Origin of the sequence: Acinetobacter brisouisimilis, assembly GCF_000368265.1 — a bacterium.
Taxonomy (GTDB): Bacteria; Pseudomonadota; Gammaproteobacteria; order Pseudomonadales; family Moraxellaceae; genus Acinetobacter.
The window spans coordinates 1,618,392-1,645,375 of the sequence record NZ_KB851219.1; the positions used below are offsets into that span (position 1 = coordinate 1,618,392).

Genomic DNA, 26,984 nt, shown 5'->3' on the forward strand with positions numbered 1-26,984 from the left:
TAATATCAACAATATACCAACTTCTATTATATTTATTATTCGAGAATATATGAAATAAAAAAGCCCCTGCATCTCTGCAAGGGCTTTTCGAATTTGGCGGAAGCGGTGAGATTCGAACTCACGGAGGACTCACACCCTCGTCGGTTTTCAAGACCGGTGCATTAAACCGCTCTGCCACGCTTCCATGTGCGTAAGAATACAAAGACTCATCTTTGATTTCAAGGAAAATTTTAATCCAGTCCAATCAAACGCATATTATTTCGTCAAAAATATTCTTATTTAGGCTATCTGTTTTATTTTAAAAGTAATTTGTATAAATTATCAGCAGGATTTTCCCTATTTTGAGATAAAAAACCAGATCATCATGATGTAGGTTAAACGCATCAGCAGGCTATTTTACACAGTGGCATGACTTAGATAGAGTCAAAATCTACCTGTTGCATGTTTTTCATAAGTTGCTGCATAACATAAATAGTTACATATCTCCTTTACCGCCACCTTGACCATTCATTTTCGCAATGGTGGAAAAATGGTGATTATGAATACAGCCTGCCCTATTTCATCCCGAAAAACTCGCCTGTTTGCACCTTTAGTCAAAAATTTTGACCTTGCGGATGATAAACAGGCCATCATTGACTACAACCTGAAAATCTTTGAAGAAAATCGCTTGATGGTCGAAAACCAAAAACCTGAACGTTTACCGCTAGATTTGAGTCTAGAAGCGCATATTCCCGCAGATCGCAGTTCGGTAATGTTTCGGCGCTGTTTAAAAAAGTCGGTTTTGGCGAGTTCTTTTTGGTTTAAATCTTGCTAGCTTCTAGATAGGTACAATAAAAAGGACAAGCCCATGGACAAATTAAAAGTCGTCGTCGACAGTATTTCTCGCCAAGGGGAAGGCAATCTGGCAATCACATTGATGCCTGTTCAGCCTTTAAACTTACCTGAATGGCAAGCAGGTGCGCATATTAATATCTATTTACCCAATCATCTGACTCGGCAATATTCTCTGACTGGTAGTCCCACCCAGCGAGAACACTATGTGATTTGTGTAAAAAAAGAACAGCTTTCTCGCGGTGGCTCGCAATATATTCATGAAAATTTACGCGTTGGACAATATATTGAAATTTCGCCGCCTTGTAATCAATTTTCTCTCAAAGCCGCGGAACAATATTTGCTGATTGCAGCAGGGATTGGCATTACCCCGATTTTAGCCATGGCAGAACAACTTGAAGCTCAAGGTAAATTTTTTGAACTGTATTATTGTGTGAAAACGCCACTACACCTCGCATTTATTCACCGTTGGCGACAAGGTTTTAAGTTTGGCAAGATTCACGTGTTATACAGTTCACTCGGTGAAAGCCTACGCGAGCAACATCCTCCAAGCTTGCAACAACCCCAACCCAATACACGCTTATATTTTTGTGGTCCACACAGTTTTATGCAGGACTATCAGCACTATGCCTTAGAGTTGGGGTGGCAAGCTGAACAGATTCACTTAGAGGCTTTTCACCCAATACAAGTGCCAACATCACCATTCGATACAGCCACAAATACAGGCTTCCAAATTAAACTACAACGTTCAGGACAAATTTTTCATGTGCCTGAGCACCAAAGTATCGCTCATGTTTTGCTTAAAAATCGAATCAATATTCCTTTATCGTGCGAAATGGGCATGTGTGGTGCTTGCCTGACCCGCGTAGTGGCGGGCGAAGTCGACCACCGAGATAGCGTACAAAGCGACAGTGAAAAAAATTCTAGCGAACAATACATTGCCTTATGTTGTTCACGAGCCAAAAGCCCAGTGCTTGAGCTGGATCTATAAACAATGATTGAAAAATTAGGGGGCTCTATGAATGCCATTCCAGTCACGCAACTGCTCGACAAACCCTGCTACAGCCAATTTGACAGCAACGATTGGGATATTTTGGCACAGCACTGGTATCCTGTGGCCCGCATTGAAGATGTCAGCACTTCCCCACAGCAAGTCACGCTACTTGATGTCAAATTGGCTTTGTATAAAACCGAAACTGGGCAGATTCGGTTAGTTCGCGACATTTGCCCGCATCGTGGTGTCCCACTCACCAAAGGCTGGGTGGAAGGTGAAGAAATTATTTGCCCGTATCATGGTTTGCGCTACAACAGCGAAGGTAAATGCACACTAATTCCTGCACAGCCTGATCTAACCAAAATTTCAGATCGCTTTTCACTGACCAGTTTTCCAGTGGTAGAAAAATATGGGCTGATTTGGACGAGTCTGCTCAGTCGAGACGAAAGCAAAGCCAATTTTCCTGTGCTCGACACGTGGGATCAACCTGGACATCAGGCGATTTTGCCACCCTTTGTCGATATTGCAGGTTCCAGTGGTCGGCAACTAGAAGGTTTTATTGACGTGGCACATTTTGCTTGGGTACACCACAACGCCTTTGCCAGTCGTGACAATCCTGTTGTGCCCAAATATTCAACAGTAAAAACGGATTACGGTCTACACACCGAGTACATCAGCAATGTCAGCAACTATCCACATGGTTTGCAACACCTCGCGCCTGATGATTTTTTATGGAAACGCACCTTTGACGTCTATCCGCCATTTTCAGCGATATTAACCATTGATTTTCCGAACGAAGGCGTATTAAAAATCTTAAATGCCTGCTGTCCTGTATCTCACAATAAAACCCGTTTGTTTGTACCATTGACCCGCGACTTTGATACCACAGGCGACTTGCAAGCGGTCTATGACTTTAATGCGCAGATTTTTTCCGAAGATCAGGACATGATCGAATCGCAAAAACCTGAAGAACTACCGCTTGATTTGAGCATGGAAGCCCACTTTGAAGCTGATCGCTCATCGGCCACTTATCGGCGTATTTTGGCAGACTGGGGATTAAGCAAACGCTATACCGTCTAATTCGATCTGTACTGTTTTGCCGCAAAATCCGTGTCCTGTCACGGATTTTTACTTTTCAAGTTCGCAATTTTTCGGCAAACTTTATTTGAGCTGTTCTTTAACCCTATTTTTAGTCAAAACTGCTGCATGAAATCTGCTTTCATCGGTATTTTTAGCAAAAACATCTGTGGTGAAAAGTGCTACAATAAAATGTTTACAAATTTTCAGGGTAGCCCAATTCGCGGCACCTATTCATAAGTTAGGACTAGCAATGACTGATAATGCAACGATCTTGCAGCATGTACCAGTAGGCAAAAAAGTTGGTATTGCCTTTTCTGGTGGTTTAGACACTTCAGCAGCTTTATTGTGGATGAAACAAAAAGGCGCTGAACCTTATGCTTATACTGCAAACTTGGGTCAGCCTGATGAAGATGACTACGATGCCATTCCGAAAAAAGCAGAACAATACGGCGCTGTAAAAGCACGCTTGATTGATTGCCGTATGCAACTTGCGCTTGAAGGTATCGCGGCAATTCAATGTGGCGCGTTCCATATCAGCACTGGTGGTATTCCTTACTTCAACACTACACCACTCGGTCGTGCAGTAACAGGTACCATGCTTGTCACTGCCATGAAAGAAGATGATGTGAACATCTGGGGTGACGGCTCAACTTATAAAGGTAACGACATTGAACGTTTCTACCGTTATGGTTTGTTGACTAACCCTAACCTTAAAATCTATAAACCTTGGTTAGACCAACAATTTATCGATGAGTTGGGCGGTCGTGCAGAAATGTCACAATTCCTGATCGACAACGGCTTTGACTACAAAATGTCAAAAGAAAAAGCTTACTCGACTGACTCAAACATGTTGGGTGCAACTCACGAAGCCAAAGATCTTGAATACCTCAATGCAGGCATCAAAATCGTAGACCCGATTATGGGCGTTGCGTTCTGGAAAGAAGAAGTTCAAATCAAACCTGAAGAAGTTTCTGTAACTTTTGAAGAAGGTATGCCTGTTGCACTTAATGGTCAGCGCTTTGAAAATCCGGTTGAATTGATCCTTGAAGCGAACCGTATCGGTGGTCGTCATGGTCTAGGCATGTCGGATCAAATCGAAAACCGTATCATTGAAGCAAAATCTCGCGGTATCTATGAAGCTCCGGGGATGGCACTTCTTCACACGGCTTACGAGCGTTTAGTCACTGGTATTCACAACGAAGATACCATCGAACAATACCGCATTAACGGTTTACGTTTGGGTCGTTTATTGTACCAAGGTCGCTGGTTCGATTCTCAAGCGCTTATGCTTCGTGAAACTGCACAGCGTTGGGTCGCAAAAGCAATTACAGGTACTGTGACCATCGAACTTCGTCGTGGTAATGACTACACCATCATGAACACTGAATCTCCAAACCTCACTTATGAAGCTGAGCGTTTAACTATGGAGAAAGGTAACTCAATGTTCACGCCAATGGATCGTATCGGTCAGTTGACTATGCGTAACCTCGACATTACTGACACACGTGCCAAATTAGGTTTATATACTGAAACTGGCTTGTTGTCTCTTGGACAAGGTTCAGCAGTTCCTCAACTTGAAAATAAAAGCAAATAATTGATTTTATTTTTAGTCAAAAAAGCCACCTATATTTAGGTGGCTTTTTGTTTTGGCTCAACATTATGATATTCATCTGAAATCACATGCCGACAAATTTGGTGACGACCGCAAGCCTTCGCCCGATACAGTGCCTGATCAGCAAAAGAAAGTAACTGATTTGCAGAAATAGGATATTCAACTGTATAGACTGCAAGCCCTACACTAATGGTAATGTACGGGTTAATCTCTGATTTTTCATGATGAATGGATAATTCATCTACTGCTATGGAAATTCTAGATGCCACAAGATACGCCTGATCTACATCGGAGTTTGGTAGCAGAACAACAAATTCTTCTCCCCCATAACGCGCGACAAAATCTTGATGCCGAATCGTACGCTGAATCACCTGTGCAATGCATTTTAAAACCTGATCACCTTGCAAATGCCCGTAATGATCATTATATGCCTTAAAATAATCGATATCGATAAACAGTACTGCCAATGGGCAATGTTCAGCCTGTGCCGATGCATAATAGCGCTCTAGCGCATCATCGAGACTTCTACGATTTGCAATGCTAGTCAAACCATCACACTGACTCAACTTTAACAACTGGTTATTATAATTTTTTAAAATTTCCTGATCGACTTCAATTAATTTGGTCTTTAAAAAACTACCGCGCTCTTGGTGATTAATCACCTTGGTAATTGCAAAACCAATCAGGTTACTACCAAAAAATACCCGAATCAAAACTACTGAATCAAATGAAATATGCAAATAAAAGAGCATCTCAAAAATAGCAGCACTAGCAAGCAGCCCTACAATAAACATATGCAGAGGCTTAACCCCTGTCATGATGTAACCAAAAATAAAAATAAAAATAATAAAAACAAATTGCTGTCTTAGTGATGATGTATATTGAGATAAAGTTAAGACAGCTGTCAGAAAAATTGTCCAACCCACAACCAGCAATGCAAAATAACGAAAATACGTCTGTGCTTTGGGGTGGCGGGCAGCTAACACCAAAATTAGCAAACAGATTCCGCCATTCAGAACACTCACTACACTACGCCAAAAATCATGTTGTAAATAAACCGATGGGATAATGGAATAATTACGAGAGATAATAAATATGCTAAAAAACAGATAAACTATGCCACCAAGTTTGTAAAAATTTAGAAACCCGTTCGCAGCTCTTTTTTGATGATATGCCCAAAACTCGGTTTCATATGGTTCAGGTAGACAAGCGCCTGCCCGCTGTTCATGCATGACTAAAACAGTTTCAATAGATTGCTTTTGTAATTTTAATGTCACTATGTTTTGATTATTGAGCATAATGAAATGAAAACCAGCTTAGGTTAGCTTTAAAGTTAGCATACTTTTTAGCAAGATAATGCTTTTCTTCATAGATTTCTCTGTCTTGAAAATTACCATTCTGCAGTAAATTGCATTATCATTTGTTTTATTTTTAGCTTGAATATCTCTTGAAAACGATAACCCTTGTCCAGCCAGATGATTGGCACGCCCATCTGCGTGATGGCTTAGCCCTAAAACGCACTGTTCCTGACTTAGCCAAGCAATTTGCACGCGCGATTTGTATGCCAAACCTTGTTCCACCTGTAAAGACCGTGGAAGAAGCCGAAGCCTACCGTGAACGTATTTTGCAACATGTACCAGAAGGCATTCACTTCGACCCGCGCATGGTGTTGTATTTTACCGATCATACGCCACCGAGCGAAGTGCTTAAAATTAAGCAGTCAGCGCATGTCAATGCCATCAAGCTGTATCCTGCGGGTGCAACCACCAACTCTGACAATGGCGTGAGCGACATCCGTAAGGTCTATGCCGTACTTGAGCAACTTGAAAAACATCAGATTCCCCTGCTACTGCATGGTGAAGTGACTCATTCTCATGTCGATATTTTTGATCGTGAAAAACGCTTTTTAGATGAAGTTCTTTCGCCGATCTTAAAGCAGTTCCCTGAACTTAAAGTCGTACTTGAGCATATTACCACCAGCGATGCTGCTCAGTTTGTGCTTGAACAAGACCGCAATATTGCGGCAACGATTACGCCACAGCATTTATTGTTTAACCGTAATGACATGCTCGTCGGTGGTATCAAACCACATTTCTATTGTTTACCAATTTTAAAACGCCAAAGCCACCAAAAAACTTTGCTTGAAGTGGCAACCAGCGGTAATCCAAAATTCTTCTTGGGTACAGACAGCGCACCACATGCCCAAAATGCCAAAGAAAATGCCTGTGGCTGTGCGGGCTGCTACAGTGCACCAACAGCAATTGAGTTATATGCTCAAGCATTTGACCAAGTTGGGAAAATTGAGCGTCTTGAAGGCTTTGCCAGCTTCTTTGGTGCAGATTTTTATGGGTTGCCACGCAACACCAGTACCATTACCCTTGTCAAAGAAGATCAAGTGATTCCTGAAAGTTTCGACTATCTAGAAAATCAAAAAATTATTCCGCTTCACGCTGGAAAAACCATTCATTGGAGAAAAGTGTGACCGACTCTACTGCACCCTTAATTGGTCAGCGCTTTCGTGGTTTTTTACCTGTAGTTGTTGATGTTGAAACTGCAGGCTTTAATGCCAAAACCGATGCTTTACTCGAAATTGCCTGTATTCCGATTGTTTACAATGAACAAGGTGAGTTTGTACCAGGTACAGCATTGCACGCACATATTAATCCGTTTGAAGGTGCACATCTGGATCGCCGCTCGCTGGACTTTATTGGCATTGATCCATTTAGTCCACTCCGTGTGGCAATGGCAGAAGATGAAAAGTCAGCACTCAAGCGGATTTTTAAGGCATTAACCGAAGTACGTCGTGCTCAACACTGTACACATGCTGTATTAGTCGGTCACAATGCACATTTTGACTTGGGCTTTTTACAAGCAGCAGTTGCTCGTACAGGGACTAAAAACCAAAGTCCGTTCCATAGTTTTTCCGTATTCGACACCGTAACACTGAGTGCTCTGATGTTCGGGCAAACGGTATTGGCAAAGTCGTGCATTCAGGCAGGCATTGAGTTCGATGGTAAAGAAGCGCACTCTGCTTTATACGATACGCAGAAAACTGCTGAACTGTTTTGCTATATTTTAAACAAACTGTCACCGCACCTGCTTGACAGTTTCCTGGCGGATCAATAAGATACCGCCATCCTCAAAACGTCCCTATCGTCTAGAGGCCTAGGACATCGCCCTTTCACGGCGGTAACCGGGGTTCGAATCCCCGTAGGGACGCCATCTATTTAATGATTCCATCATTACAATGACGCAAACAGCACAATTAAAAATGGTGCAAGCAGCGTTAAAATAAAACCACTAAAAATCGCCATCTGTACATCACTGCTACGACAGTTCTGTTTAATAAATGGCAAGGTTGAATCCATTGCGGTTGCACCACAAACACCAATCACGCTTCTAGGCAAGCTGCGCCCACATAAAAATAACAACACAATGCCATAAAATTCACGTATCAAATCAGTCAATAAAGCAAAACTCCCCATTTCCTTACCCAATAAGTTTGTCACCAGTGAACCCGACAAGCTAAACCAGCCAAAACCACTGGCAACTGTCAGCAGAGTTGTAAATGAATGTGGCAACAACCACTGGGCAATATAAGCAGCCATAAAAATCGCCAATAGCATCGCACATGGCACCCAAATCTGATGTCTTGTTAAGCGTGCTAAACGTACTGTAAATAGGTCAATTCCAATCAATACAATTAAAATCAACAGCAAAGCATGTGAAAATTGTGCCGCGCGCAAATCATGTGGCAAGAACAAATAACTCAGCATTCCCATAGCTACCATCAGCATGGCAATACAGCATTCCTGCAAAGGCTTGAGTAAACTACGAAAATTACGTTTTGGGTTTATATTGCCCTGTTGTTCAACTGGTCGGGCAAGTAATAATAAAAAGCTGCTGGCTGATAAAATACTGGCGTAAATAAAGCTTTCACGTAACACTTTCCATCCTATATCAGGTTGAAACAGCACATCTGCAAATTGATAGCCAATTACGATCAACAAGCCCCAGACCAGATAACCAATACTTGCAACTGCCAATGTTTTGATCGGAGCAGTCATAACCTTTCCAGCTACACTCCCCAATAGCAGCGCCATAACAATAGGCAAAACAGAGCTGAATAAAATGGCGAACATATAAAATAATATGAATAAAAATCTTTATTATATCATGTTGATTTTTGATCCATTCGTTCAAACTATTAGGGTTTTATGTTGATAAATCGCTTGAGATATTATGCATTTCACAAAAAATAGACGGCTATTGCACATTTAATGGTTTTCTCTACAATAACCCGCTTCATTTTTTGTATTTCTCATTTCCCATGCAGTCATCTCACTCTCCGAATGATGCGTCGCATCAGGGCAATTCTGCGCCACTCAAACGCGCTATGAGTACTCGACACCTTGTTATGCTGTCATTAGGCGGTGCCATTGGCACAGGTCTATTTTTAGGGTCGGGTGAAGTCATTGCACAAACGGGGCCTGTAGGTGCCATTATTTCTTATTTTCTTGGCGGTATAATCGCCTATATGGTGATGCTGTGCTTAGGCGAACTGGCTGTACATATGCCTGTTTCAGGTTCTTTTGGTGAATACGCCAACAAATATATTGGACCTGCCACAGGCTATATGATTACGTGGCTGTACTGGCTCACTTGGACGGCCACCCTCGGTACAGAATTTACCGCCGCAGCACTGCTCATGCAGGAATGGTTTCCACATGTTTCCATGTGGATCTGGACTGCGATTTTTGCGGCACTGATTTTTATTTTAAATATTAGCTCTACCCGCATGTTCGCTGAATCTGAATTCTGGCTGGCTTTGGTAAAAGTCGTGACCGTGGTGAGCTTTATTTTACTGGGTCTGTTGGCAATTTTTGGGGTCGTTTCCTATCATGGTGAACCACAAGCACCGCTGTTTAGCAATTTGCTGGCACAAGGCTGGTTTCCAAAAGGTTTAATGCCAATTTTTGCCACCATGCTGATTGTCAACTTTGCCTTCTCAGGAACAGAACTGATTGGGGTTGCCGCAGGTGAAACGGCAGACCCTGCACATAATGTTCCCAAAGCGATTAATGCTGCAATCTGGCGTTTGTTGATTTTCTTTGTCGGAACGATTGTAGTGATCTGTGCATTACTACCGTATCAACAAGCAGGTTTAAACGCAGCTCATGTGAGTAATAGTCCATTTGTGACTGTATTTAGTTATATGGGTATTCCATATGCTGAAGATATTATTCGCTTTGTGATTATTACCGCGTTGTTGTCTGCTGCAAACTCAGGCTTATATGCTGCATCGCGCATGATGTGGGCGTTATCGATCAAACGCCAACTACCTGCGATGTTCTCGAAACTCACCAAGCATGGCACACCCATTACCGCGATTATTGTCACCATGTTTGGCGCAATTCCTGGGTTATTGTCAGAACAGTTTGCACCAGAGACTATCTTTAAAAACCTGCTCGGTGTTGCTGCATTTACCATGGTGATTGTCTGGACAGCGATCTGTGTCTGCCAGTTCAACTTCCGTCGTCAATGGTACAAGACTGGACACACTATTGCCGATTTGCGTTTTGCCGCACCATGGTTTCCACTGACTCCTATTTTAGGTTTTGTGTTTTGTGTGATTACCTGTATCAGTATGACGCAAGACAGTTCCATGCTGCCTGGTTTCTATAGTTGCCTGATTTTTATTGCTTTGTGTTATGTAAGTTACTACTTCTTATACCGAGACAAAGACTAATTAACAGGGCTAACAGGACAACTGTGTTTTATTGTAAAAGTGTAGCTCTGCTACACTTTTTTTATATTGTTTTTATAATCAAATACAATAGTTTATTAAAACAATACGATTAATTTAATGAAAATAATTTTTATTCATGGCATTAAACAGCAAAATTTTGACGCATGCTCATTTCAGGAGTACTGGCTCAACGTGTTCAATACAGGCATGAATAAAATTGAACCTAGCATCAATGTCGATCAACTTGATCTCGCTTTCCCCTTTTATGGCGATATTTTAGATGTGTTTAATCATCGCAAAGCCATCAATATGGAAACCCTACACCCAAACTGGTCTTTCTTTGCCAGACTACCGCGTATTCGCCAACAACGCAGCGATGCACTAAAACAGGCTCTCGAAGAGATTCCTCTTTTGCCGCACGATGACATCCCCTACTCACTCAAAAACCGTTTTTTTATGCTGTCACAACTTGCCAAAGACCGCATGCTTAAAGAAATGGTGATGTTACTCAATCATTTTCCAGACCTGCATGAATCATTAATTCAACGTTTTTTATGCGAGGTCTATTTATATTGGTATAACCCAGAATTCAAGCAACAGGTACATGAACGCATTTTGACCTGCTTTGAACCTAACCAGCGGCATATTGTGATTGCCCATTCACTGGGGACGGTGATTGCTTACAATTTATTGCATGAACTGTCTGTTCACTATGAGATCAAGCGTTTTATTACCTTGGCATCACCTTTACCATTCAACGTGATTCAAAAACATTTAACTCATCCTGTACAACGACCAAAAGTACTCAGTGGGGACTGGCACAATTTTTATTCTGAAGATGACTACTTGACCACGTTTCCAATGCTCCCTCCGATGTTTGACCTTCACCCACAAATCGACAATAAGCTGATTACAACATTTGTGGATAAACCTCATGAAATTACAGGTTATTTGCAGCACCCTCTAGTACTTCGGCGTATTTTAGAATTGCTATATGACATGCCACAATTTCAGGCGCATGCTGCTCCCTAATATGTAGCTATTTCACCCGCTCCAGACTAAAAAATGCTCTAAAATCATAAAAATAGCATTTAGAGATGATTTATTATTCACTCATAACTATTTTTCATATTTTTTCAGAAAAAAGGTTTGACATACTTTTAAATCCCCCCTATTATACGCGCACCTTCTGATGTGTCCCTATCGTCTAGAGGCCTAGGACATCGCCCTTTCACGGCGGTAACCGGGGTTCGAATCCCCGTAGGGACGCCAAATTCGAAAAAGCCCAGTATTAATTTACTGGGCTTTTTCTTTTATAGGACATATGTACTTTCCATACAAGAAACCCTGTATAAATTATTGATTTGCAAGTCTTGAGAAGTCTGCTTTAATTTGTTGAATATCAGGCGTACGCTTATATCGAATGACTTCATAGCCAGCTTCTGCAATAAGTGCATCTCGATTCTCATCTTTGGCTTCATTACCCTGATGACTTGAGTCATCCAATTCAACAATCGCAACAATGTTAAAATGTTGATCTAAAACCACAAAATCAGCAATTTTTCGATTAAACAAGTTGCGCGTTGCATATCCTTTTGCAGTCATAAACGCACTGAATGCAACTTGTGCCAAAACAATATTTTCAGGCAATGCTTCTTTTAACCTTAAAAATGTAGGCTGCTCATTCATCGTTAAAATGCGTTTACCTTTAATCGGATTGCGCTCTCGCTGATTATTTTGCTTTTTTAATGCGCCTAAAGCCAACCAAAGCAAGACCATTACAATAATTATTCCAAAAATCATCATCATCTTGTTTTTCCTTTATTTTCTAAGATTTTAAATTCAGTGTAGAACCTCAGTCTTATACATGTACATCTGGCATCAAGCTAAAATTATAATGAGATATCAAAAACAGCATTGAACCTCTCAAGCCAACACTTGCCCTCTATCAATATTCGAGACATTTATTCAGTCTACACTTATCTTATAAAGCATTTTCAATACTGACTCGCCTGAATCAATTGCCGAGTATATTCAGTCTGCGGTTGTAAAAATAATTGTTCCGTTGTCTGCCGCTCCACCACTTTGGCATGATGCAAGACCATAACTTGCTGACACAGCGCACGAACAATCTGTAAATCATGGCTAATAAACAGGTAACTTAATTCAAGCTGTTGCTGTAATTGGCGCAGCAAATGCACAATAGCTTTTTGCGTGGTTCGATCCAGTGCCGAAGTTGGCTCATCCAGAATAATCAGTTTCGGCTGCAAAATCAGGGCACGGGCCAATGCCACGCGCTGGCGCTGACCACCTGACAACTGATGTGGATAACGTGACTTAAATGCTATTGGCAATTCAACCTGTTCTAATGTCTGTTCTATACGCTGCTGTATTTGATCCTGAGATAAATTCAGCAAACTTACACCTTCTGCAATCAGTTGTTCGACTGTCATACGCGGATTTAAACTGCTGTACGGGTCTTGAAACACCATTTGAAAATTGCGACGTAAAGGTCGCAACTGCTTTTCATTACAATGATTCAGATCTTGACCCAACAACACAATTTGCCCATCACTCTCAACCAAACGTGCAATTGCAAGTGCCAACGAGGTTTTGCCTGAACCACTTTCACCAACAATGCCAATCGATTCACCTTCAGCCAAATATAAATCCAGTGGTTCAACTGCGACGACATAATCTTTCACCCGATTCAGCAAACCTTGTTTAATCGGGAACCGGACACCAAGCTGTTTTAACTCCAGTAACGCTCGATTCGATTGCACGGCTAAAGCCTGACCAAAGTCATGATCAAGCAATTGCTGGGTATAGTGGGTTTGAGGTGATTCAAAAATTTGCTGTACTGAACCTGCTTCCTCAATCTTGCCACGATTCAATACCACAATATCGTCTGCGTAACGTCGTACCAAAGCCAGATCATGACTAATCAGAATCATGGCCATATGGCGCTGTTGCTGAAGCTGTTTTAGCAATTGCAACACCTGTGCCTGCAACATCACATCAAGTGCTGTTGTCGGTTCATCAGCAATCAAAATTTCAGGTTCTAATGCCAGCGCCATCGCAATCATGACCCGTTGCCGCTGACCACCAGAGAGTTCATGCGGATAGCGTTTGAGCTTCTTTTCAGGTTCGGGCATGCCGACATCTTCAAGCAACTGGATCACGCGTTGCTGGACTTGCTGTTTGCTTAATCCTTGCAGCAGCAAGCTTTCTCCAATCAGTTTTTCCACCCGATGCAACGGATTGAGCGCAGTCATTGGTTCCTGAAAAATCATGGCGACCTTATACCCACGCAATGCCTGCAACTGGGCTTGAGACATATTGAGGATTTCATGCCCATGCAACCGAATTGACCCTGTAACCTGCAAATGATGGGGCAACAAACCTAGAATTGCTAAGCTACTGATGGACTTGCCTGAGCCACTTTCCCCCACCAATGCCACCGTTTCCCCTGCATGCAAGGTCAAATGGAAATCTTGCAGAAGCGGCTGTTGTTGAGCATTACAAATTGATAACTGCTCAATGGTCAGAATCGGAGGTTTAGTTGCGTCTTGGGTCAAATGCATCACGCGCTGCCTCCCCGATATAAATCAGTAACGATAAGACCAATGCCAAACTAAAAAAGCCCGACAAAGCCAGCCACGGCGCATTCAGATTATTTTTCCCTTGCAACAATAACTCTCCGAGCGAGGCTGCATCGGGAGGCAAGCCATAGCCTAAAAAGTCCAGTGCTGTCAGCGCTGTAATATTGGCTGTCAGCATAAACGGTAACTGCGACAAACTTGAACTGAGCGCGTTGGGTAAAATATGCCGCAAAATAATCCGACCATCTCGTACACCCAGTGACCGTGCTGCCCGCACATAGTCCAAATGCCGAGCACGTAAAAATTCAGCACGCACCAAACCGACCAGTGTTGTCCAGCCAAAAATCAGCATGATCAAAAATAACCAGTACACATTTGGGGTAAACATACTGACCAGAATCATGACCATAAACAGCATCGGCAAACCGCCCCAGACTTCAAGGATGCGTTGTCCTAGTAGGTCAACCCGGCCACCATAGTAGCCCTGAATCGCCCCCACCAAAATACCCACTATTGCCGAAAATAAGGTCAGTGCAAAACCAAACAGCAAAGACACGCGCAACCCATAGAGCAATCGGGCAAATACATCCCGCCCCTGATCATCTGTACCCAGCCAGTTTTCCAAGGTGGGTGGTGAAGGCACAGGCACAGCCAGCTCCAGATTAGGCGTTTGATAGGAATAATGCACAACTGGCCAGATTTGCCAGCCATGAGTATTGATCATCTGCTGTACTGCTGGATCACGATAATCAGCTTCGGTTTCAAATACACCACCAAAGGTCGTTTCGGGATAGCTTTTTAGGACAGGAAAGTAGAAATGTTGCTGGTAACACACCAATAGAGGCTTGTCGTTGGCAATCAGCTCAGCCATGCTCGACAGCACAAAAACAATTAAAAAAATGATCAGGCAAAAAAAACCAAGCCGATTTTGCCGAAAGCGTTGAAGACCCTGCTGCAACATTGGTGACATGCTTACATCCCCCGTGCATCAAAGTTAATTCGTGGGTCAATCACCTGATACAGCACATCACTGACCAAACGCAGTACCAACCCCAGCAAGGTAAATAAAAACAGTGTACCAAAGATCACAGGGTAATCCCGCTGACTAATTGCCTCGAACCCCAATAATCCAATCCCATCGAGGTTAAAAATAATTTCGATAAAAAAGTTACCTACAAAAAACATGCCCACCAGAGCTTCAGGCAGACTCGCAATCACAATCAGCATGGCATTACGAAAAATATGCCCATACAACACCCGATTTTCACTCAAGCCTTTGGCTTGTGCCGCCAAGACATATTGCTTACCCATTTCTTCCATAAACGAATATTTGGTTAAATAGGTCAGACTGGCAAAGCCACCCAGCACCATCGTTAGGAGTGGCAGTGCCATATGCCAAAAATAATCCTGAATTTTACCCATCAGGCTCAGTTGGGCAAAATTGTCTGACACCAGTCCCTGTAGCGGAAACCATTGCCAGTAACTGCCACCAGCAAAAAATACAATTAGTAGAATCGCAAAAACAAAGGTCGGCACGGCATAACCAACAGCCAGCAACAATGATGTGGTTTTATCAAACAGCATGCCATGACGTTTGGCTTTTTGAATACCCAAGGGAATCGAAATCAGATAAATCAGCAAAGTGCTCCATAGCCCCAGCGAAACAGTGACTGGCATGCGTTCCCACAACAACTGTGTGACAGGCTTGTCTTTAAAGAAACTGGTACCGAAGTCAAAGCGCAGATACCCCTTCAGCATTTTCAAAAAACGTACATACGCGGGTTGATCAAAACCGTATTGTGCCTTGATTTGCTCAACCATTTCAGGGCTTAAACCGCGCGCCCCCTGATAGTGCGTATCGGCACTGGCAAGGGTTTCTGTACCCGCGACAGTTTTATTCACCCCCTGAAAACTTTCAGCTTGCTGAATTGCCTGCTCTACAGGCCCACCAGGGGCAATCTGGATCACCACAAAGTTAATCAGCAAAATACACAACAGCGTAGGAATAATCAGTAATAGCCGTTTCAGAATATACGTGCCCATCCGATCTCCTTATTCTTAATGCTGACGTAGATAAGCTGTGACTTTTTGTGCCTGTTTGGCATCCGTCCACCAGTAATCGATTCCTGATGAGAGTTTTGGTTTCACTGCGGGTTGACGATACATATTCCAGTAGGCATACCAGTTTTCACCTTTACCATAAGTCAGAATCTGATAATAACCTGCACGCAACAACCGATCGAGCACATGCGTATACAGCACCAGTTGCTGACGATTGGGGGCTTGCTGCATATTTCGAATCACAGCATCAATCGCAGGGTTTTTAATCCCTGAATAATTATAATTGCCAATCTGATCTGCTGCCGCGCTGCCCCACATTTGCGACTGTTCATTACCAGGCGTCAGACTTTGCGGAATTCCACCTGTAGTCAGATCATAGTCATAACGGCGCATCCGTTCCAGATACTGAGGAACATCGACCTGACGTATGCTGACCGTAATTCCCAGTTTTTTCAGGTTACGCACAAATGGCATTAGGGTACGTTGTAAACCATCCTGATGAATCAGAAACTCTAGACGAATCGGTTGACCTTTCAAGTCTAGCAATTGCTGATTTTTAACCCTATAACCTGCCTGAAGCAACATTTGCCGTGCGACCAGTAAATTATTACGGTTAAAGCCACTGGCATCTGACACCGAATACTTCCAGTTAACTAGAACACCTTGTCGCATAATCGGATCAAATTTAGATAACCACGGCTTTAAAATCGCAAGCTCGGCAGCCGTCGGCTTCCCTGTTGCTTCCAGCTCACTGTTGGCAAAGTAACTCTGCAAGCGTTGATACTGACCGTAAAACAAAGCTTTATTCTGCCATTCAAAATCATACGCATACGTCAGTGCCTGTCGAAAGCGAATGTCATTGAGTGGTGTACGGCGAGTATTCAGCATAAAACTTTGCGCGGTAATCGGGTTATGGTGCTGAAAACGGTATTTCACGACCATACCCGACTGGAAGGCAGGGAAATTATATTGGGTGACCCATTTACGCGCCGTAAATTCTTCGTGCAAGGTATATTGCCCTGACTTAAATCCTTCAAAGGCAATATCCAGATTACGGTAGTAAATATATTTGAGCTGGTCAAAGTTATAGCGTCCACGATTCACAGGCAAATCTTTTGCCCAATAATCGGGATTACGTTTATATGTAATGCTGCGCCCTGGATCAATCTGTGCAATGCTATAAGGCCCCGAGCCTAAAATCGGCAACATCGTGACGCGGGTAAAATCCTTGTGCTGCCAGTCTGCCTGTGAATAGATCGGCAAACTTGCCAATATCGAGGGCATTTCAGGATTATTCGGTGATTTAAAAGTGCATTTCACCTGATATCTGGACAACATTTCTGTTTTCGCCAAATCTGCCAAATACATTTGCAGCCCAGGATTAGACTTGTGTTGAAACGTATCAAAGCTGAACTTTACATCCTGTGCAGTGACAGGCTGACCATTACCAAAACGTGCTTTCGGGTTCAAATGAAAAATCACAAAATGGGTTTTTTCAGGATCAAAAGTCACTTTCTCGGCCAGCAAGGGATACATCACCGCAGGTTCATCTAGCGAATTGGACATCAAACTATCAAACAGATAATTGACACCATCGGTTTCAGTACCCTTGCCATTCATACTGTTCAGGTTATCGAACGTGCCATTACTGGGGCGAATTAAATAACCCCCTTTGGGCGCATTCGGGTTCGCGTATGGCATACTGAACGCATTGCTATATAAAGGGCGCGTATGAATCGCAATATAAGCGGTGGTCTGAACCTGAGCCAATACACCCTGACTCAGCAGTAATGCACTTGCCCAATAAGCAAATTTCACGCAATTTCAACCTTGATGAATCTGCAGTAAAATCACTGCATGTTATTGTTATAGCAAAAATCCCTCAACCGAGGGATTTTATATCATTAACTTAAGAGTTTGGCACTTTCAGCGTACTTCCTAAACGTAATTGAGCATTGGGTTCCAGATCGTTCATTTGCGCCAGTTCTTTGACATCCATATTGTATTTATTGGCAATACGAATCAGCGAATCGCCTGACTTGACTTTATAAGTCATCGTTTGCTTTGGAATCAAAATGGTTTGTCCACGGCGTAAGCCTGCTTTGGCATTCATGTCATTAATATCTGCAAGCTCTTTCGCAGTTAATCCATAACGACTAGCAATCGCATTCAGGGATTCACCCGACTTCACGGCATAACTTTCTGTATTGGCAGTATTGCTGGATTTTGCCTTGGCACTTACGGTGGCTGACGGCTTAGCACTGGCTTTTTTCGTCGTTTCTCCAGTCAGCTGAAGCTGTTGCCCTGCCTGTACCTTACTCGTGCTCGACAAGTCATTTAGCTCAGCCAGATAGTTGGTTTGCAAATGAAATTTCTTCGCAATACTGGCTAAAGTATCCCCTTTTTTCACTCGATAACTGTCTGGTAGGCTGACATTATTACTCTCTGACTTCTTCGGCAACTCTTCAGTCAATCTCAACTGTTGCCCTGCATGTACTTTACTAGCCGTAGAAAGGTTGTTGATCTGTGCCAAATAGCTCACTTGCAGATGATACAATTTTGCGATACTCACCAATGACTCACCGCGTTTAACCGTGTAAGTATCGGGTGTATCTGCGCCATCATTCTCAACGACTTTAGCAAGCTCACCAATCAGCTTCAAACGCTGACCAGGATGAATATTTGGAGATTTACCCAAATGATTTAACTCAACCAGCGTATCCTGCGCAATATCATATTTACCTGAAATTGAAGCAATGGATTCACCACGTTTCACAATATGATATTCAGGTGTTTTACTCGCTTGGGTCGGTGTTACTGTATTTGCCTTGAGTGAACCTGCTGGGACTTTCAACGCTTGCCCCACAAAAATTGGAGCGTCAAGTTTAAGATCATTGAGTTTTGCCAGATCAGCCACTGACATATTCAATTTATTGGCAATAATTCCAAGCGACTCACCACTTTGAACCTTATAAATATCGGTTTTAATGGTTTTACTTGTATTGGCATCTTGAGTCGACGCCTGATCAGCATCACTATGATTAACTGTATGTAGCGGTACATTAATTTTTTGCCCGACCAACAAATTACTGCCAACGCTCAACCCAAGAGTTAAATCTGCTAACTCTTGTACGGATAAGGCATATCGGTCTGCAATTACTTTTAAGTATTCGCCATGCTTGACACTATAAACCTTGGTTTTAATTTTGGCAGTCTTGTTTTTATTATGCGCTACAACCGTTGAAGAATCTGCTGACTTGTCAATTGGCTGTTTCAGTATCAACTTCTGCCCAACCATGACATTACTGGTCACAGACAAGTTATTCCATTCAGCCAAATCTTTCAGGCTAAGACCGAACTGATCTGCAATTCCAGTCAAACTGTCATTTGGTTTTACAGTGTAGCTATTTGGATGGGCTGTCTTGCCACTGTTGGTTGTGCCTGACTGTTGTGGTTTGGCATCATATAAATACAGAACTGTACCAACAAATAACGGTGCAGTTGGATCAATCTGGTTCCATTTGGCAATATCACGCCAAGACACGCCATTTTTCATGGCAATAATTGCTAAAGTATCTCCAGCGACAACTCTATAATTACTTTTCTTACCTTTCGGCGCAACCACAACGACATCTGTATCGGTTTTTACAACATTCTTACCTTGATTACGCTTGGCTTCATCTGAATCAGGAGAAACTGATTCTGCCAGCTCTTTCGGATAGGCAAAACTTTTACTGACTTCTTTACCCTGTTTTTCTGCGACAGACAAACTGGTCTGAATTGCAGTTAACTTGATCTTGCCATCATACGGGTCAACAATTTCTGTACCTGCTGGAGCAATCGCTTTAATTTCATCGACCACCTGCTGTTTTTCAGTGGTTGAAGCTTGCGGTTGCAGCACTTTTGCCAGTGTTTGCGCTTTATCATCTTGCTGCTTAATTTCGGTTTGAATCTGTGTTTTTTCCTGATCCGAAATCGGCGGCTCAATTGAGATTGGATTTTTAACATTACTTGCTGTCGTCACTGCAACAGGAATACGCGGCGCACTTGGAACATCGGCATTATTCGCAAATGCAGCTAAAGCATCTGCATTTTGTGGCGTGGTGATTCGACTGGTTTTACTGGCTGTCGTCTGCGGAATGCTGGTAATGTTTTTAGCTGTTGCTGGAGTACGAGTTGCCGCACTCACCACAACATTACTGCTCGGCTGATTGCTTACAACGGCAGCTGTATTGTTTATTTTAATTTCAGGAGGTGCTATATGCGTTGGTCTAAGCACCTGATCTGCTGGGCGTGAGACCGTGTTGCTACTTGCCCAAAATCCGCCTGAGCTTGATTTTAATGCCAACAGACGCTTATCCACCACAGGGCTAATATCCGACGGAATCAAAATACGTCCGGGACTTACCGGATCAACAGCATCTCCACGATAACCTGGGTTAAGTGCATACAATTCGGTACGGCTTAAACCCGCTGTTGCAGCAACATCATTTAATGACACGCCAGGAGTAACTTTGACTTCACGAAAGTGTGGACGGTTCGCGATGGGTGGTAAAGTTACCCCATATTCTCTTGGGTTTTTTACAATCTGAGCAACTGCCAGAAACCGTGGTACATAGTTCATGGTTTCCTGTGGCAATTTCAATGACCAGTAATCCGTTGGCAAACCGAGTGCCTGATTACGGTTAATCGCTTGCTGAATTCGTCCAGGGCCTGCGTTATAGGCTGCCAAAGCCAGTTCCCAAGAACCGAACTGGTTATATAAACTGCCTAAAAATTCATAAGCAGCACGGGTCGACTCAACCACGTCGCGACGTGCATCATACGTTCCGCTTTGTTGTAAACCATAAATACGCCCAGTACTTGGAATAAACTGCCATAGGCCTGCTGCCGATGCAGAACTGGTTGCTGCAGGGTCATATGAACTTTCAATTACTGGTAACAATGCCAGCTCAGTCGGCATACCACGGCGCTCGGCTTCTTTGACAGTATGATACAAGTAACGGCTGGCACGCGCGCTCATTCTATCCAGATATGGCTGGCGCGATACAAACCAGTTACGCTGTGCTTCAATACGTGGGTCCCAATGTGTTTCATCCATTTTGAAACCAACCGTCATTCGCTTCCAGACATCGCCATGTTTTAAAATTTGTAAGCGATCGCCTTCTACGGCACTCATATCGGTTGCGGACAATAAGTCCTCTAATGAATCAAGTGAATCTGAATCTAGATAATCAGCACCGACTTGTTTGGATTTGCTTGGTTGCTTTGTCGTTGTTGTAGAGCTACAGCCTGTGCTTAAAACAATTGCGGCGACAGTTGAGCTTAAAAAAGAAATTTTAAAAAATTGCGGTGCAGAAAGTTGCCACAATGTTGTGGTAGTTTTAAACATAGATGATTCCAAACAAAATCGTGAGACTTGCAATATTCACATAGCCATTGTATTTAAGCATGTCGATCACACAAGGCTTATGCTACGCAGATATTCATATAAATGTTACAAGAAATTAAAAAATGTTCAGCAGTTACTGAATCCCGCTATTTTGCGCGTTAGAATAATGCAGTTTTGTAATTTATTGAGTTTGGGTTTTGTATCATGTCACAGACAATCACGCTTTACGTAGACGGCGCTTGCCGTGGCAATCCCGGTTTAGGTGGTTGGGGCGCATATATTTTAATTGATGGCATACAACATGAACTTTGTGGTGGTGAAGCCGAAACAACCAATAACCGCATGGAGCTTACGGCTGCCATTGAAGGCATTAAATTTTGTGCCAAAGATGCCAAACTAATTATTTGGACAGATTCAAAATATGTCCAACAAGGCATTACCGAATGGATTCATGGCTGGAAAAAAAAGAACTGGAAGGACGTTAAAAACCCAGACTTATGGCAACAGCTCGATGCAGTTTGTCAGGGGCGTGACATTGAATGGAATTGGGTTAAAGGTCACGCGGGTCACGCAGGTAATGAAAAAGCCGATCAGCTTGCCAACCTCGGAGCCGACCAGACCCTCGCCTTGCTCAAACAACCCGCTCAAGATAAAAAAAAGCCTGAAACCGATTGGCTGCTTAATGACCCCTTTGGTTTAGATTTTATAGAGGATGAACTGGCTGAAGAAGAAGATGAAATACTTTCTGAACAGTTGCAAGCTAGCTCCGTAGAATTACAAATGGATACAGCAAAAGGCTCCAGCCTGCACCCGCACATCAAAATTACTAAAGCAACACTCGAACAGCACGGACCACGCCAACTTATTCTCGATACCGAAACTACTGGTTTTTACTATCAAAATGGTGACCGGATTATTGAAGTGGGTGCGATTGAAATGATCAACCGCAAACTCACTGGTAGCTCGATTCACATTTATATCAACCCTGAAAAACCTGTAGGTGACTCGGCACAAGTCCACGGGATTACCGATGAGTTTTTGGTTGATAAACCCAAATATGCCGAAATTGCCCATACCCTGTTTGAATATCTTCAGGGGGCTGAAATTATTGCGCATAATGCTAACTTCGATATGAACTTTCTTAACATGGAATTTCAGCGTGTCGGGTTACCCGCATTGTCTGATGTCTGTGGGGTTGTTGATACTCTTGCTTTAGCAAAAAGCAAACACCCTGGACAGAAAAACTCTCTCGACGCATTGGTCCGACGTTATGAAATTCCAGCGCGCGACCGTACCTTTCACGGCGCGTTACTCGATGCAGAAATTCTGTCTGACGTTTACCTTGCAATGACCGGTGGGCAAGTGTCTTTTGATATGGATGCCCTATCGCATAGTGACCAACAAACAGATACCTCTATTCGCCGAGTACAACTTAATGTTACTCTGCCTGTGATTTTGCCTTCCGAGGAAGAAGATCAGGCTCATGAAAACTGGGTTCAGCAATATCAGGAGAAACATGGGGAACCTTGCTTATTTGCGAAATAAAATACAGTTTTCATGAAGGTAAACCCTTTCACTGCCACTGTTTTCAGTTATATTATTATAAATAGCATCAGTGGCTTAACTCTCACTGCGACAAGACACAGCATAATTAAAGGACAGGTGCAGATTTATGTCTTACCAAACCTCAATTCATTTTGATCCAACTGCGTTATTAATTATAAAAAATGAGGTCGACAATTCAATTAAACTGGTTGAGTCTGCGGTCGCAACATTAGTTGAAGAGCAGCAACTTCCTTTTGGGATTGACGATGCACTTCTTCAACTTGAGCAATGTTCTCAAATTTTATTATTAATTGACCTTCCCGACATCGCCAAAATTGCTCAATATAGCGCCGAGCTTATGCGCAAGATCATGAGCAACCCACAGCAAATTGTGACTAGCGATATCCAGCATTTAAGTGAAGGGGTCACCACTTTAAAATGCTATATCGAATTTAGCTGTGTCAAACAGCTCACCATTCCACAGTTTCTATTGCAAAGCCTTAACCAGCTCGAACTTTCACTGAATAAACCACTCACTCGTGAAGGTTATCAGATTCAACAACAACTGGGTGGCATAACTCCTAAGCTTGATCTTCCAGTGCAAGCTGCTCTTGAAAAAAGCGAACATATTCACCGCTTATACAAAAACTGCTTGTTAAAGGTGCTTACAAGAAAAACGCAAAAGTTAGATTTTGAAGGCTTTAAACTGGTCGGCCAATATATTTCGGGGATTGCCCAGCAAACTCAAAGTGAGCAGTACTGGAATCTTGTACGGATTGTACTGGCTCATTTGAATGATACGCTTTTGACCGAACCGCGTTTACGCATCCTGATCAATCTTGAAACTCAGATTGCCCAATTTTTAAAGCAACCACTCGGTTTTAGCGTTTCTGTTGAAGATGTATCAGATATTCTGACTTTGTGTATTACTCAAGACAACCAACACTCGGACTATTTACGTCAACAGCTCAAGATCAGCGATGAAATCTTGTCTGATTCTGAGCTATATTTGTACAGAAAACAGCTATTTGGCCCAGATCAGCAAACCATACGTACTGTGTGTAACCTGCTCAACGATGAAATTACAGTTTTACATAAAGATATTGAGTTTAATTACACGAATTTTAATGACGAACGTACATCAGAAATCAAGCAGCAACTGCTAAATGTATGTCGCACATTAAGTGTTTTAAACCTGTCTAGCACCAGCCAGCAGCTTGCCGAACCGCTTAAGCAATTACATTCTGCACAAGATTTTCAAAATGAGCAGTTTACTCAAGCACTCATGAATAGCTTACTGATTGCACTGAATGACTTAGGTTTACTGCTTCGTCAGTACCGTTCAAATTTACTGCAATATCCAGTCAATAACCCCAATATTGCACTTGATCGTTTAGAGAATGCTTACAAAACGCTAGTGCATGAATTGAAAGCTCTGGTGGATCTATCAAGCCAAAGCGTAGTGGGTTATGCACAGTCATATGACAGCATCTTAATTGAAAATCTTGCCAGCCATTTTAGAGAAATTGCAGGTGCTCTGTTGTTCTTGTTGCACTACGAGAACTTATATTATGCATTCTTAAATTGCGCTGTGTTCATTGAAAAGCAAGTTGCAGCAGAAAAAGCTCTTGAGCCAGAACAAATCAGACATCTATTGGATGTTTGTGCGAGCGCAGATATGTTGCTTGAAATGCTGCATCATCATCATCCAATCATGTATCGTATGTTTGATGTTGCATTTAACAGTAGCCAACGATTAAAAAGTGTAGCCTAAATGTCTGAATTATCAATTGCTTATATTTTTCAAAATCAACAGTTGTTAGTCGACCAAAATCTACAACTTCCAAAAGTTGAGAAATTGGCAAGTGATTTACTTTTTAACTCGGGAGATCAAGTGATTGCCCGAGACTTAAAAGAAGATGAAGTCATCCCTGAAGGCTTTCAGCTTATCCCGATTCGTCAGTTGATTACCCAGTGGTCAATACAAGAATTCGAACAAGCTAGCCGTGCTTTACAACTTCTCGAATGGCACAGAAACCACCGTTTCTGTAGCCACTGTGGGCAAAAAACTGATGCTCATGCGACCGAATACTGCATGGTATGCCCAGACTGCGGCTATCATCAGTATCCACGTATCCAGCCTTGCGTCATTACCATTATTACTAAAGGTAGTGACCAACTTTTGCTAGCAAAGTCAGTTCGTCAAAAAACCATGTATGGCTTAATCGCAGGTTTTGTTGAAGTAGGTGAAACACTTGAACAGGCTGTTGCCCGTGAGACGCTCGAAGAAGTCGGCGTTAAAGTCAAAAATGTACGTTACTTGTCGAGCCAGCCTTGGCCATTTCCAAGCAACCTGATGCTGGCGTTTCATGCTGAATACGAAAGCGGTGATATCCAGTTACAGGAAGAGGAAATTCAGGATGCTCAATTTTTCCATTTTGAGCAACTTCCTGAAATTCCACATGAAGGCAGTATTGCTTATCGCATGATTATGCATATTACCCAAGGGCACGCACTTTAGTCTGAATGTGGCGGAAAAATCTGGTTGAGCTGCTCTAAGATTACCTGTTTGGTTTGAAAGTAGCGGCTAAACCAGCTCGACACCGTTGCAATAATACTAATATGCCCTGTTCGAGGAATCGTGAAGATTTCACTGTGATTACCCACCTCGATTAAACGGCGATGCATGTCAAAGGTGTTGTAATCACCGACTAGGTTATCTGCTGCTGCAAGCAGCAAAATATGCCGAATCTGATTAGATTCTACAAAATAATACGGCATGACTTCTTGATAAGGCACTTGGATATCAAATGCAGGCTCTGCATACTGATCACCTTTATAATCAAAATGATAAGGACCTGCCACCCCCACAACGGCTTTAATCCCTTCCCGACAAGTCAGATCATAACTTTGCGGATGATACAGTGCAGACATCACGTTAAAACTGCCTGCTGAATGCCCCATCAATACCAGATTTTCAGTTGAGATCTGAAACTGGGCCTGTTGCTGATGTAGATAATTGAGTGCCAAGACCAAATCATCAATATAGCTCGGAAAAATATGCTGTGGCGCAAGATGATAATTGATGATCGCGACATCAAAGCCTTCCCGAGTAAAACTTTCTGCTAAAAACACATAATCAGCTTTATTGCCATGTGCCCAAGAACCGCCATGCACAAAAACCAATAATGGTCGGCTTAAACGTGGTTGTCGGGCGCGATACAGATCTAGGCGCTGCCGTGCCTTTAAGCCATACGCCAGATTGTGTTGTAACTCAAAACTGCGGCGTGATGTACAACGATTCAAGGTTTGACTTGCCAAATCATAGAAACGAAAATCAGCCAGCTTTTGTTTAGTCTGGCTGATGGTACGCAATAGGCTTTGACGCGTTCGGGATGAAATCAACATAACTCGGATTTATTGGTCATTATAAGGTGTTGCTGTCGCTGTTGTCGGGGACATGTTATTGGAGTCAACTGCAACTGGAGTTTGCACACTTGGTTGAACATTAGATGGGTCAATATTATCAATCAAGGTTACAATTTTGGTCACATCCCCGACTTGGGATAATACACTGTTTAAGTCTGCAATTTCACCATTATTCAAACGGCCCATCACATAGAGCACGCCATTTTCTGTATGCACCAAGACTTTACTGTCTGAAACTACAGGGGCTTTTGCAATCAATGCACGTGCATTTGCCGTTACGGTAGCATCTTGCAAAATCGTTGAATAACTAATTTGGTTACCCACCGTAATATAGTTATGTACCGATTTCACATCACTCATGGCTTTGACATTGTCTTCAGCCAGTTGTTTCAAATGCTCGTCAGGAACTTGCCCTGTCAGCAAGACACTGCTATGAAAACTTTTGATATTCACGCGTGACTGCTTAAAACGTGCATCTATTTTATACAAATTAATCAATGCAGTACGTTCAATTGATTTATCAATCACGATTTGCCCGAGCGAACGCGAACCACTTTGTGTCCCCACTGGGGTCGTTCCCGTTCCTCCTGCAACAAAACTTGCACAACCCGATAAACTTGCAGCACATAATAATGCCAATACAATACGCTTAGACACTCAGAAAAACTCCTTTGTCACTATATTCTTCT

20 protein-coding genes, 3 tRNA genes and 1 pseudogene are annotated in these 26,984 nt (G+C 42.6%); 13 read left to right on the forward strand and 11 right to left on the reverse strand.

The genetic code is table 11. The features are described 5' to 3' along the window. Positions 1–94: 94 nt before the first annotated feature. Positions 95–184: transfer RNA gene (locus F975_RS11415), tRNA-Ser, on the reverse strand. Between the two features lie 291 nt (positions 185–475). Between F975_RS11415 and F975_RS11420 the strand changes: the two are divergent. The 4 genes and pseudogenes from F975_RS11420 to argG all read left to right on the forward strand — a co-directional run. Next, positions 476–814: pseudogene (locus F975_RS11420) on the forward strand (aromatic ring-hydroxylating dioxygenase subunit alpha); the annotation flags it as partial. 33 nt (positions 815–847) lie between these two features. Further along, on the forward strand, positions 848–1,822 hold the full coding sequence (locus F975_RS11425) for a PDR/VanB family oxidoreductase (protein WP_004753448.1): 975 nt from the start codon (positions 848–850) through the stop codon (positions 1,820–1,822). 27 nt (positions 1,823–1,849) lie between these two features. Continuing rightward, on the forward strand, positions 1,850–2,905 hold the full coding sequence (locus F975_RS11430; protein WP_034426341.1) for an aromatic ring-hydroxylating dioxygenase subunit alpha: 1,056 nt from the start codon (positions 1,850–1,852) through the stop codon (positions 2,903–2,905). Positions 2,906–3,155: 250 nt separating this feature from the next. Continuing rightward, entirely contained in the window at positions 3,156–4,499 is a 1,344-nt protein-coding gene (gene argG, locus F975_RS11435) for an argininosuccinate synthase (RefSeq protein WP_004753451.1), read from the forward strand. A gap of 35 nt (positions 4,500–4,534) precedes the next feature. On the opposite strand, the gene F975_RS11440 is transcribed toward argG, so the two are convergent. Continuing rightward, positions 4,535–5,794, reverse strand: coding sequence for a GGDEF domain-containing protein (locus F975_RS11440; protein WP_228127421.1), 1,260 nt, complete (start codon positions 5,792–5,794; stop codon positions 4,535–4,537). A 170-nt stretch (positions 5,795–5,964) separates the two neighbouring features. Between F975_RS11440 and pyrC the strand changes: the two genes are divergently transcribed. The 3 genes from pyrC (at position 5,965) to F975_RS11455 (ending at position 7,739) form a co-directional block, all read left to right on the forward strand. Continuing rightward, a complete protein-coding gene (pyrC, locus tag F975_RS11445) occupies positions 5,965–6,999 on the forward strand; it encodes a dihydroorotase (RefSeq protein ID WP_004753454.1) in 1,035 nt (344 codons plus the stop codon). After that, on the forward strand, positions 6,984–7,643 hold the full coding sequence (rnt, locus tag F975_RS11450; protein ID WP_034425999.1) for a ribonuclease T: 660 nt from the start codon (positions 6,984–6,986) through the stop codon (positions 7,641–7,643). The genes pyrC and rnt overlap by 16 nt, the downstream gene beginning before the upstream one ends. Before the next feature lie 20 nt (positions 7,644–7,663). Further along, positions 7,664–7,739 (forward strand) — tRNA-Glu (locus F975_RS11455). Between the two features lie 20 nt (positions 7,740–7,759). Here the strand turns inward: F975_RS11455 and F975_RS11460 are convergent. Further along, positions 7,760–8,584 carry a LysO family transporter gene (locus F975_RS11460; RefSeq protein WP_155757295.1) on the reverse strand — a complete coding sequence of 275 codons (825 nt, stop codon included), beginning with the start codon at positions 8,582–8,584 and terminating at the stop codon, positions 7,760–7,762. 263 nt (positions 8,585–8,847) lie between these two features. On the opposite strand from F975_RS11460, the gene F975_RS11465 reads away from it, so the two are divergent. From F975_RS11465 to F975_RS11475, 3 genes are all read left to right on the forward strand, one after another. After that, positions 8,848–10,266, forward strand: a complete 1,419-nt coding sequence (locus tag F975_RS11465; RefSeq protein ID WP_004753457.1) for an amino acid permease — start codon at positions 8,848–8,850, stop codon at positions 10,264–10,266. Positions 10,267–10,383: 117 nt separating this feature from the next. After that, entirely contained in the window at positions 10,384–11,298 is a 915-nt protein-coding gene (locus F975_RS11470) for a lipase family protein (protein ID WP_004753458.1), read from the forward strand. Between the two features lie 164 nt (positions 11,299–11,462). Beyond that, positions 11,463–11,538, forward strand: a tRNA-Glu gene (locus F975_RS11475). An 84-nt stretch (positions 11,539–11,622) separates the two neighbouring features. On the opposite strand, the gene F975_RS11480 is transcribed toward F975_RS11475, so the two are convergent. The 6 genes from F975_RS11480 to F975_RS11505 all read right to left on the reverse strand — a co-directional run bounded on the left by F975_RS11480 (position 11,623) and on the right by F975_RS11505 (position 21,321). Next, a complete protein-coding gene (locus tag F975_RS11480) occupies positions 11,623–12,045 on the reverse strand; it encodes a DUF2726 domain-containing protein (protein WP_416201883.1) in 423 nt (140 codons plus the stop codon). A gap of 218 nt (positions 12,046–12,263) precedes the next feature. After that, positions 12,264–13,850, reverse strand: a complete 1,587-nt coding sequence (locus F975_RS11485; RefSeq protein WP_004753460.1) for a dipeptide ABC transporter ATP-binding protein — start codon at positions 13,848–13,850, stop codon at positions 12,264–12,266. Next, a complete protein-coding gene (locus F975_RS11490) occupies positions 13,825–14,838 on the reverse strand; it encodes an ABC transporter permease (RefSeq protein WP_004753461.1) in 1,014 nt (337 codons plus the stop codon). Before F975_RS11490 ends, F975_RS11485 begins: the two co-directional genes overlap by 26 nt. A gap of 2 nt (positions 14,839–14,840) precedes the next feature. Further along, positions 14,841–15,911 (reverse strand): microcin C ABC transporter permease YejB, encoded by a 1,071-nt coding sequence (locus F975_RS11495; protein ID WP_004753462.1) that lies wholly within the window; start codon positions 15,909–15,911, stop codon positions 14,841–14,843. Positions 15,912–15,926: 15 nt separating this feature from the next. Then, complete coding sequence (locus F975_RS11500; protein ID WP_004753463.1) at positions 15,927–17,747, reverse strand: extracellular solute-binding protein; 1,821 nt, start codon at positions 17,745–17,747, stop codon at positions 15,927–15,929. Between the two features lie 91 nt (positions 17,748–17,838). Next, the gene (locus F975_RS11505) at positions 17,839–21,321 is read right to left on the reverse strand and encodes a lytic transglycosylase (RefSeq protein ID WP_004753464.1); all 3,483 of its coding nucleotides are present in this window, start codon (positions 21,319–21,321) and stop codon (positions 17,839–17,841) included. 204 nt (positions 21,322–21,525) lie between these two features. Between F975_RS11505 and dnaQ the strand changes: the two genes are divergently transcribed. The 3 genes from dnaQ to nudC all read left to right on the forward strand — a co-directional run bounded on the left by dnaQ (position 21,526) and on the right by nudC (position 25,387). Further along, complete coding sequence (dnaQ, locus tag F975_RS11510; protein WP_004753465.1) at positions 21,526–22,866, forward strand: DNA polymerase III subunit epsilon; 1,341 nt, start codon at positions 21,526–21,528, stop codon at positions 22,864–22,866. A gap of 127 nt (positions 22,867–22,993) precedes the next feature. Continuing rightward, the gene (locus F975_RS11515; RefSeq protein WP_004753467.1) at positions 22,994–24,640 is read left to right on the forward strand and encodes a hypothetical protein; all 1,647 of its coding nucleotides are present in this window, start codon (positions 22,994–22,996) and stop codon (positions 24,638–24,640) included. After that, on the forward strand, positions 24,641–25,387 hold the full coding sequence (gene nudC, locus F975_RS11520; RefSeq protein WP_004753468.1) for an NAD(+) diphosphatase: 747 nt from the start codon (positions 24,641–24,643) through the stop codon (positions 25,385–25,387). Here nudC and F975_RS11525 read toward each other — a convergent pair. Both F975_RS11525 and F975_RS11530 read right to left on the reverse strand, forming a co-directional pair. Next, positions 25,384–26,274: an alpha/beta hydrolase gene (locus tag F975_RS11525; protein ID WP_004753469.1), complete on the reverse strand. Its 891-nt coding sequence runs from the start codon at positions 26,272–26,274 to the stop codon at positions 25,384–25,386. The two genes, nudC and F975_RS11525, sit on opposite strands and share 4 nt — an antisense overlap. Before the next feature lie 9 nt (positions 26,275–26,283). Next, positions 26,284–26,952, reverse strand: a complete 669-nt coding sequence (locus F975_RS11530; protein WP_004753470.1) for a BON domain-containing protein — start codon at positions 26,950–26,952, stop codon at positions 26,284–26,286. Positions 26,953–26,984 lie beyond the last annotated feature (32 nt).

Excerpts from the sequence above, each read along its gene's own strand:
- F975_RS11425 (WP_004753448.1), top strand. The coding sequence starts at position 848 with ATGGACAAATTAAAAGTCGTCGTCGACAGTATTTCTCGCCAAGGGGAA.
- F975_RS11430 (WP_034426341.1), top strand. The coding sequence starts at position 1,850 with ATGAATGCCATTCCAGTCACGCAACTGCTCGACAAACCCTGCTACAGC.
- argG (WP_004753451.1), top strand. The coding sequence starts at position 3,156 with ATGACTGATAATGCAACGATCTTGCAGCATGTACCAGTAGGCAAAAAA.
- F975_RS11460 (WP_155757295.1), bottom strand. The coding sequence starts at position 8,584 with ATGACTGCTCCGATCAAAACATTGGCAGTTGCAAGTATTGGTTATCTG.
- F975_RS11465 (WP_004753457.1), top strand. The coding sequence starts at position 8,848 with ATGCAGTCATCTCACTCTCCGAATGATGCGTCGCATCAGGGCAATTCT.
- F975_RS11470 (WP_004753458.1), top strand. The coding sequence starts at position 10,384 with ATGAAAATAATTTTTATTCATGGCATTAAACAGCAAAATTTTGACGCA.
- F975_RS11480 (WP_416201883.1), bottom strand. The coding sequence starts at position 12,045 with ATGGTCTTGCTTTGGTTGGCTTTAGGCGCATTAAAAAAGCAAAATAAT.
- F975_RS11485 (WP_004753460.1), bottom strand. The coding sequence starts at position 13,850 with ATGCATTTGACCCAAGACGCAACTAAACCTCCGATTCTGACCATTGAG.
- F975_RS11490 (WP_004753461.1), bottom strand. The coding sequence starts at position 14,838 with ATGTCACCAATGTTGCAGCAGGGTCTTCAACGCTTTCGGCAAAATCGG.
- F975_RS11495 (WP_004753462.1), bottom strand. The coding sequence starts at position 15,911 with ATGGGCACGTATATTCTGAAACGGCTATTACTGATTATTCCTACGCTG.
- F975_RS11505 (WP_004753464.1), bottom strand. The coding sequence starts at position 21,321 with ATGTTTAAAACTACCACAACATTGTGGCAACTTTCTGCACCGCAATTT.
- dnaQ (WP_004753465.1), top strand. The coding sequence starts at position 21,526 with ATGTCACAGACAATCACGCTTTACGTAGACGGCGCTTGCCGTGGCAAT.
- F975_RS11515 (WP_004753467.1), top strand. The coding sequence starts at position 22,994 with ATGTCTTACCAAACCTCAATTCATTTTGATCCAACTGCGTTATTAATT.
- nudC (WP_004753468.1), top strand. The coding sequence starts at position 24,641 with ATGTCTGAATTATCAATTGCTTATATTTTTCAAAATCAACAGTTGTTA.
- F975_RS11525 (WP_004753469.1), bottom strand. The coding sequence starts at position 26,274 with ATGTTGATTTCATCCCGAACGCGTCAAAGCCTATTGCGTACCATCAGC.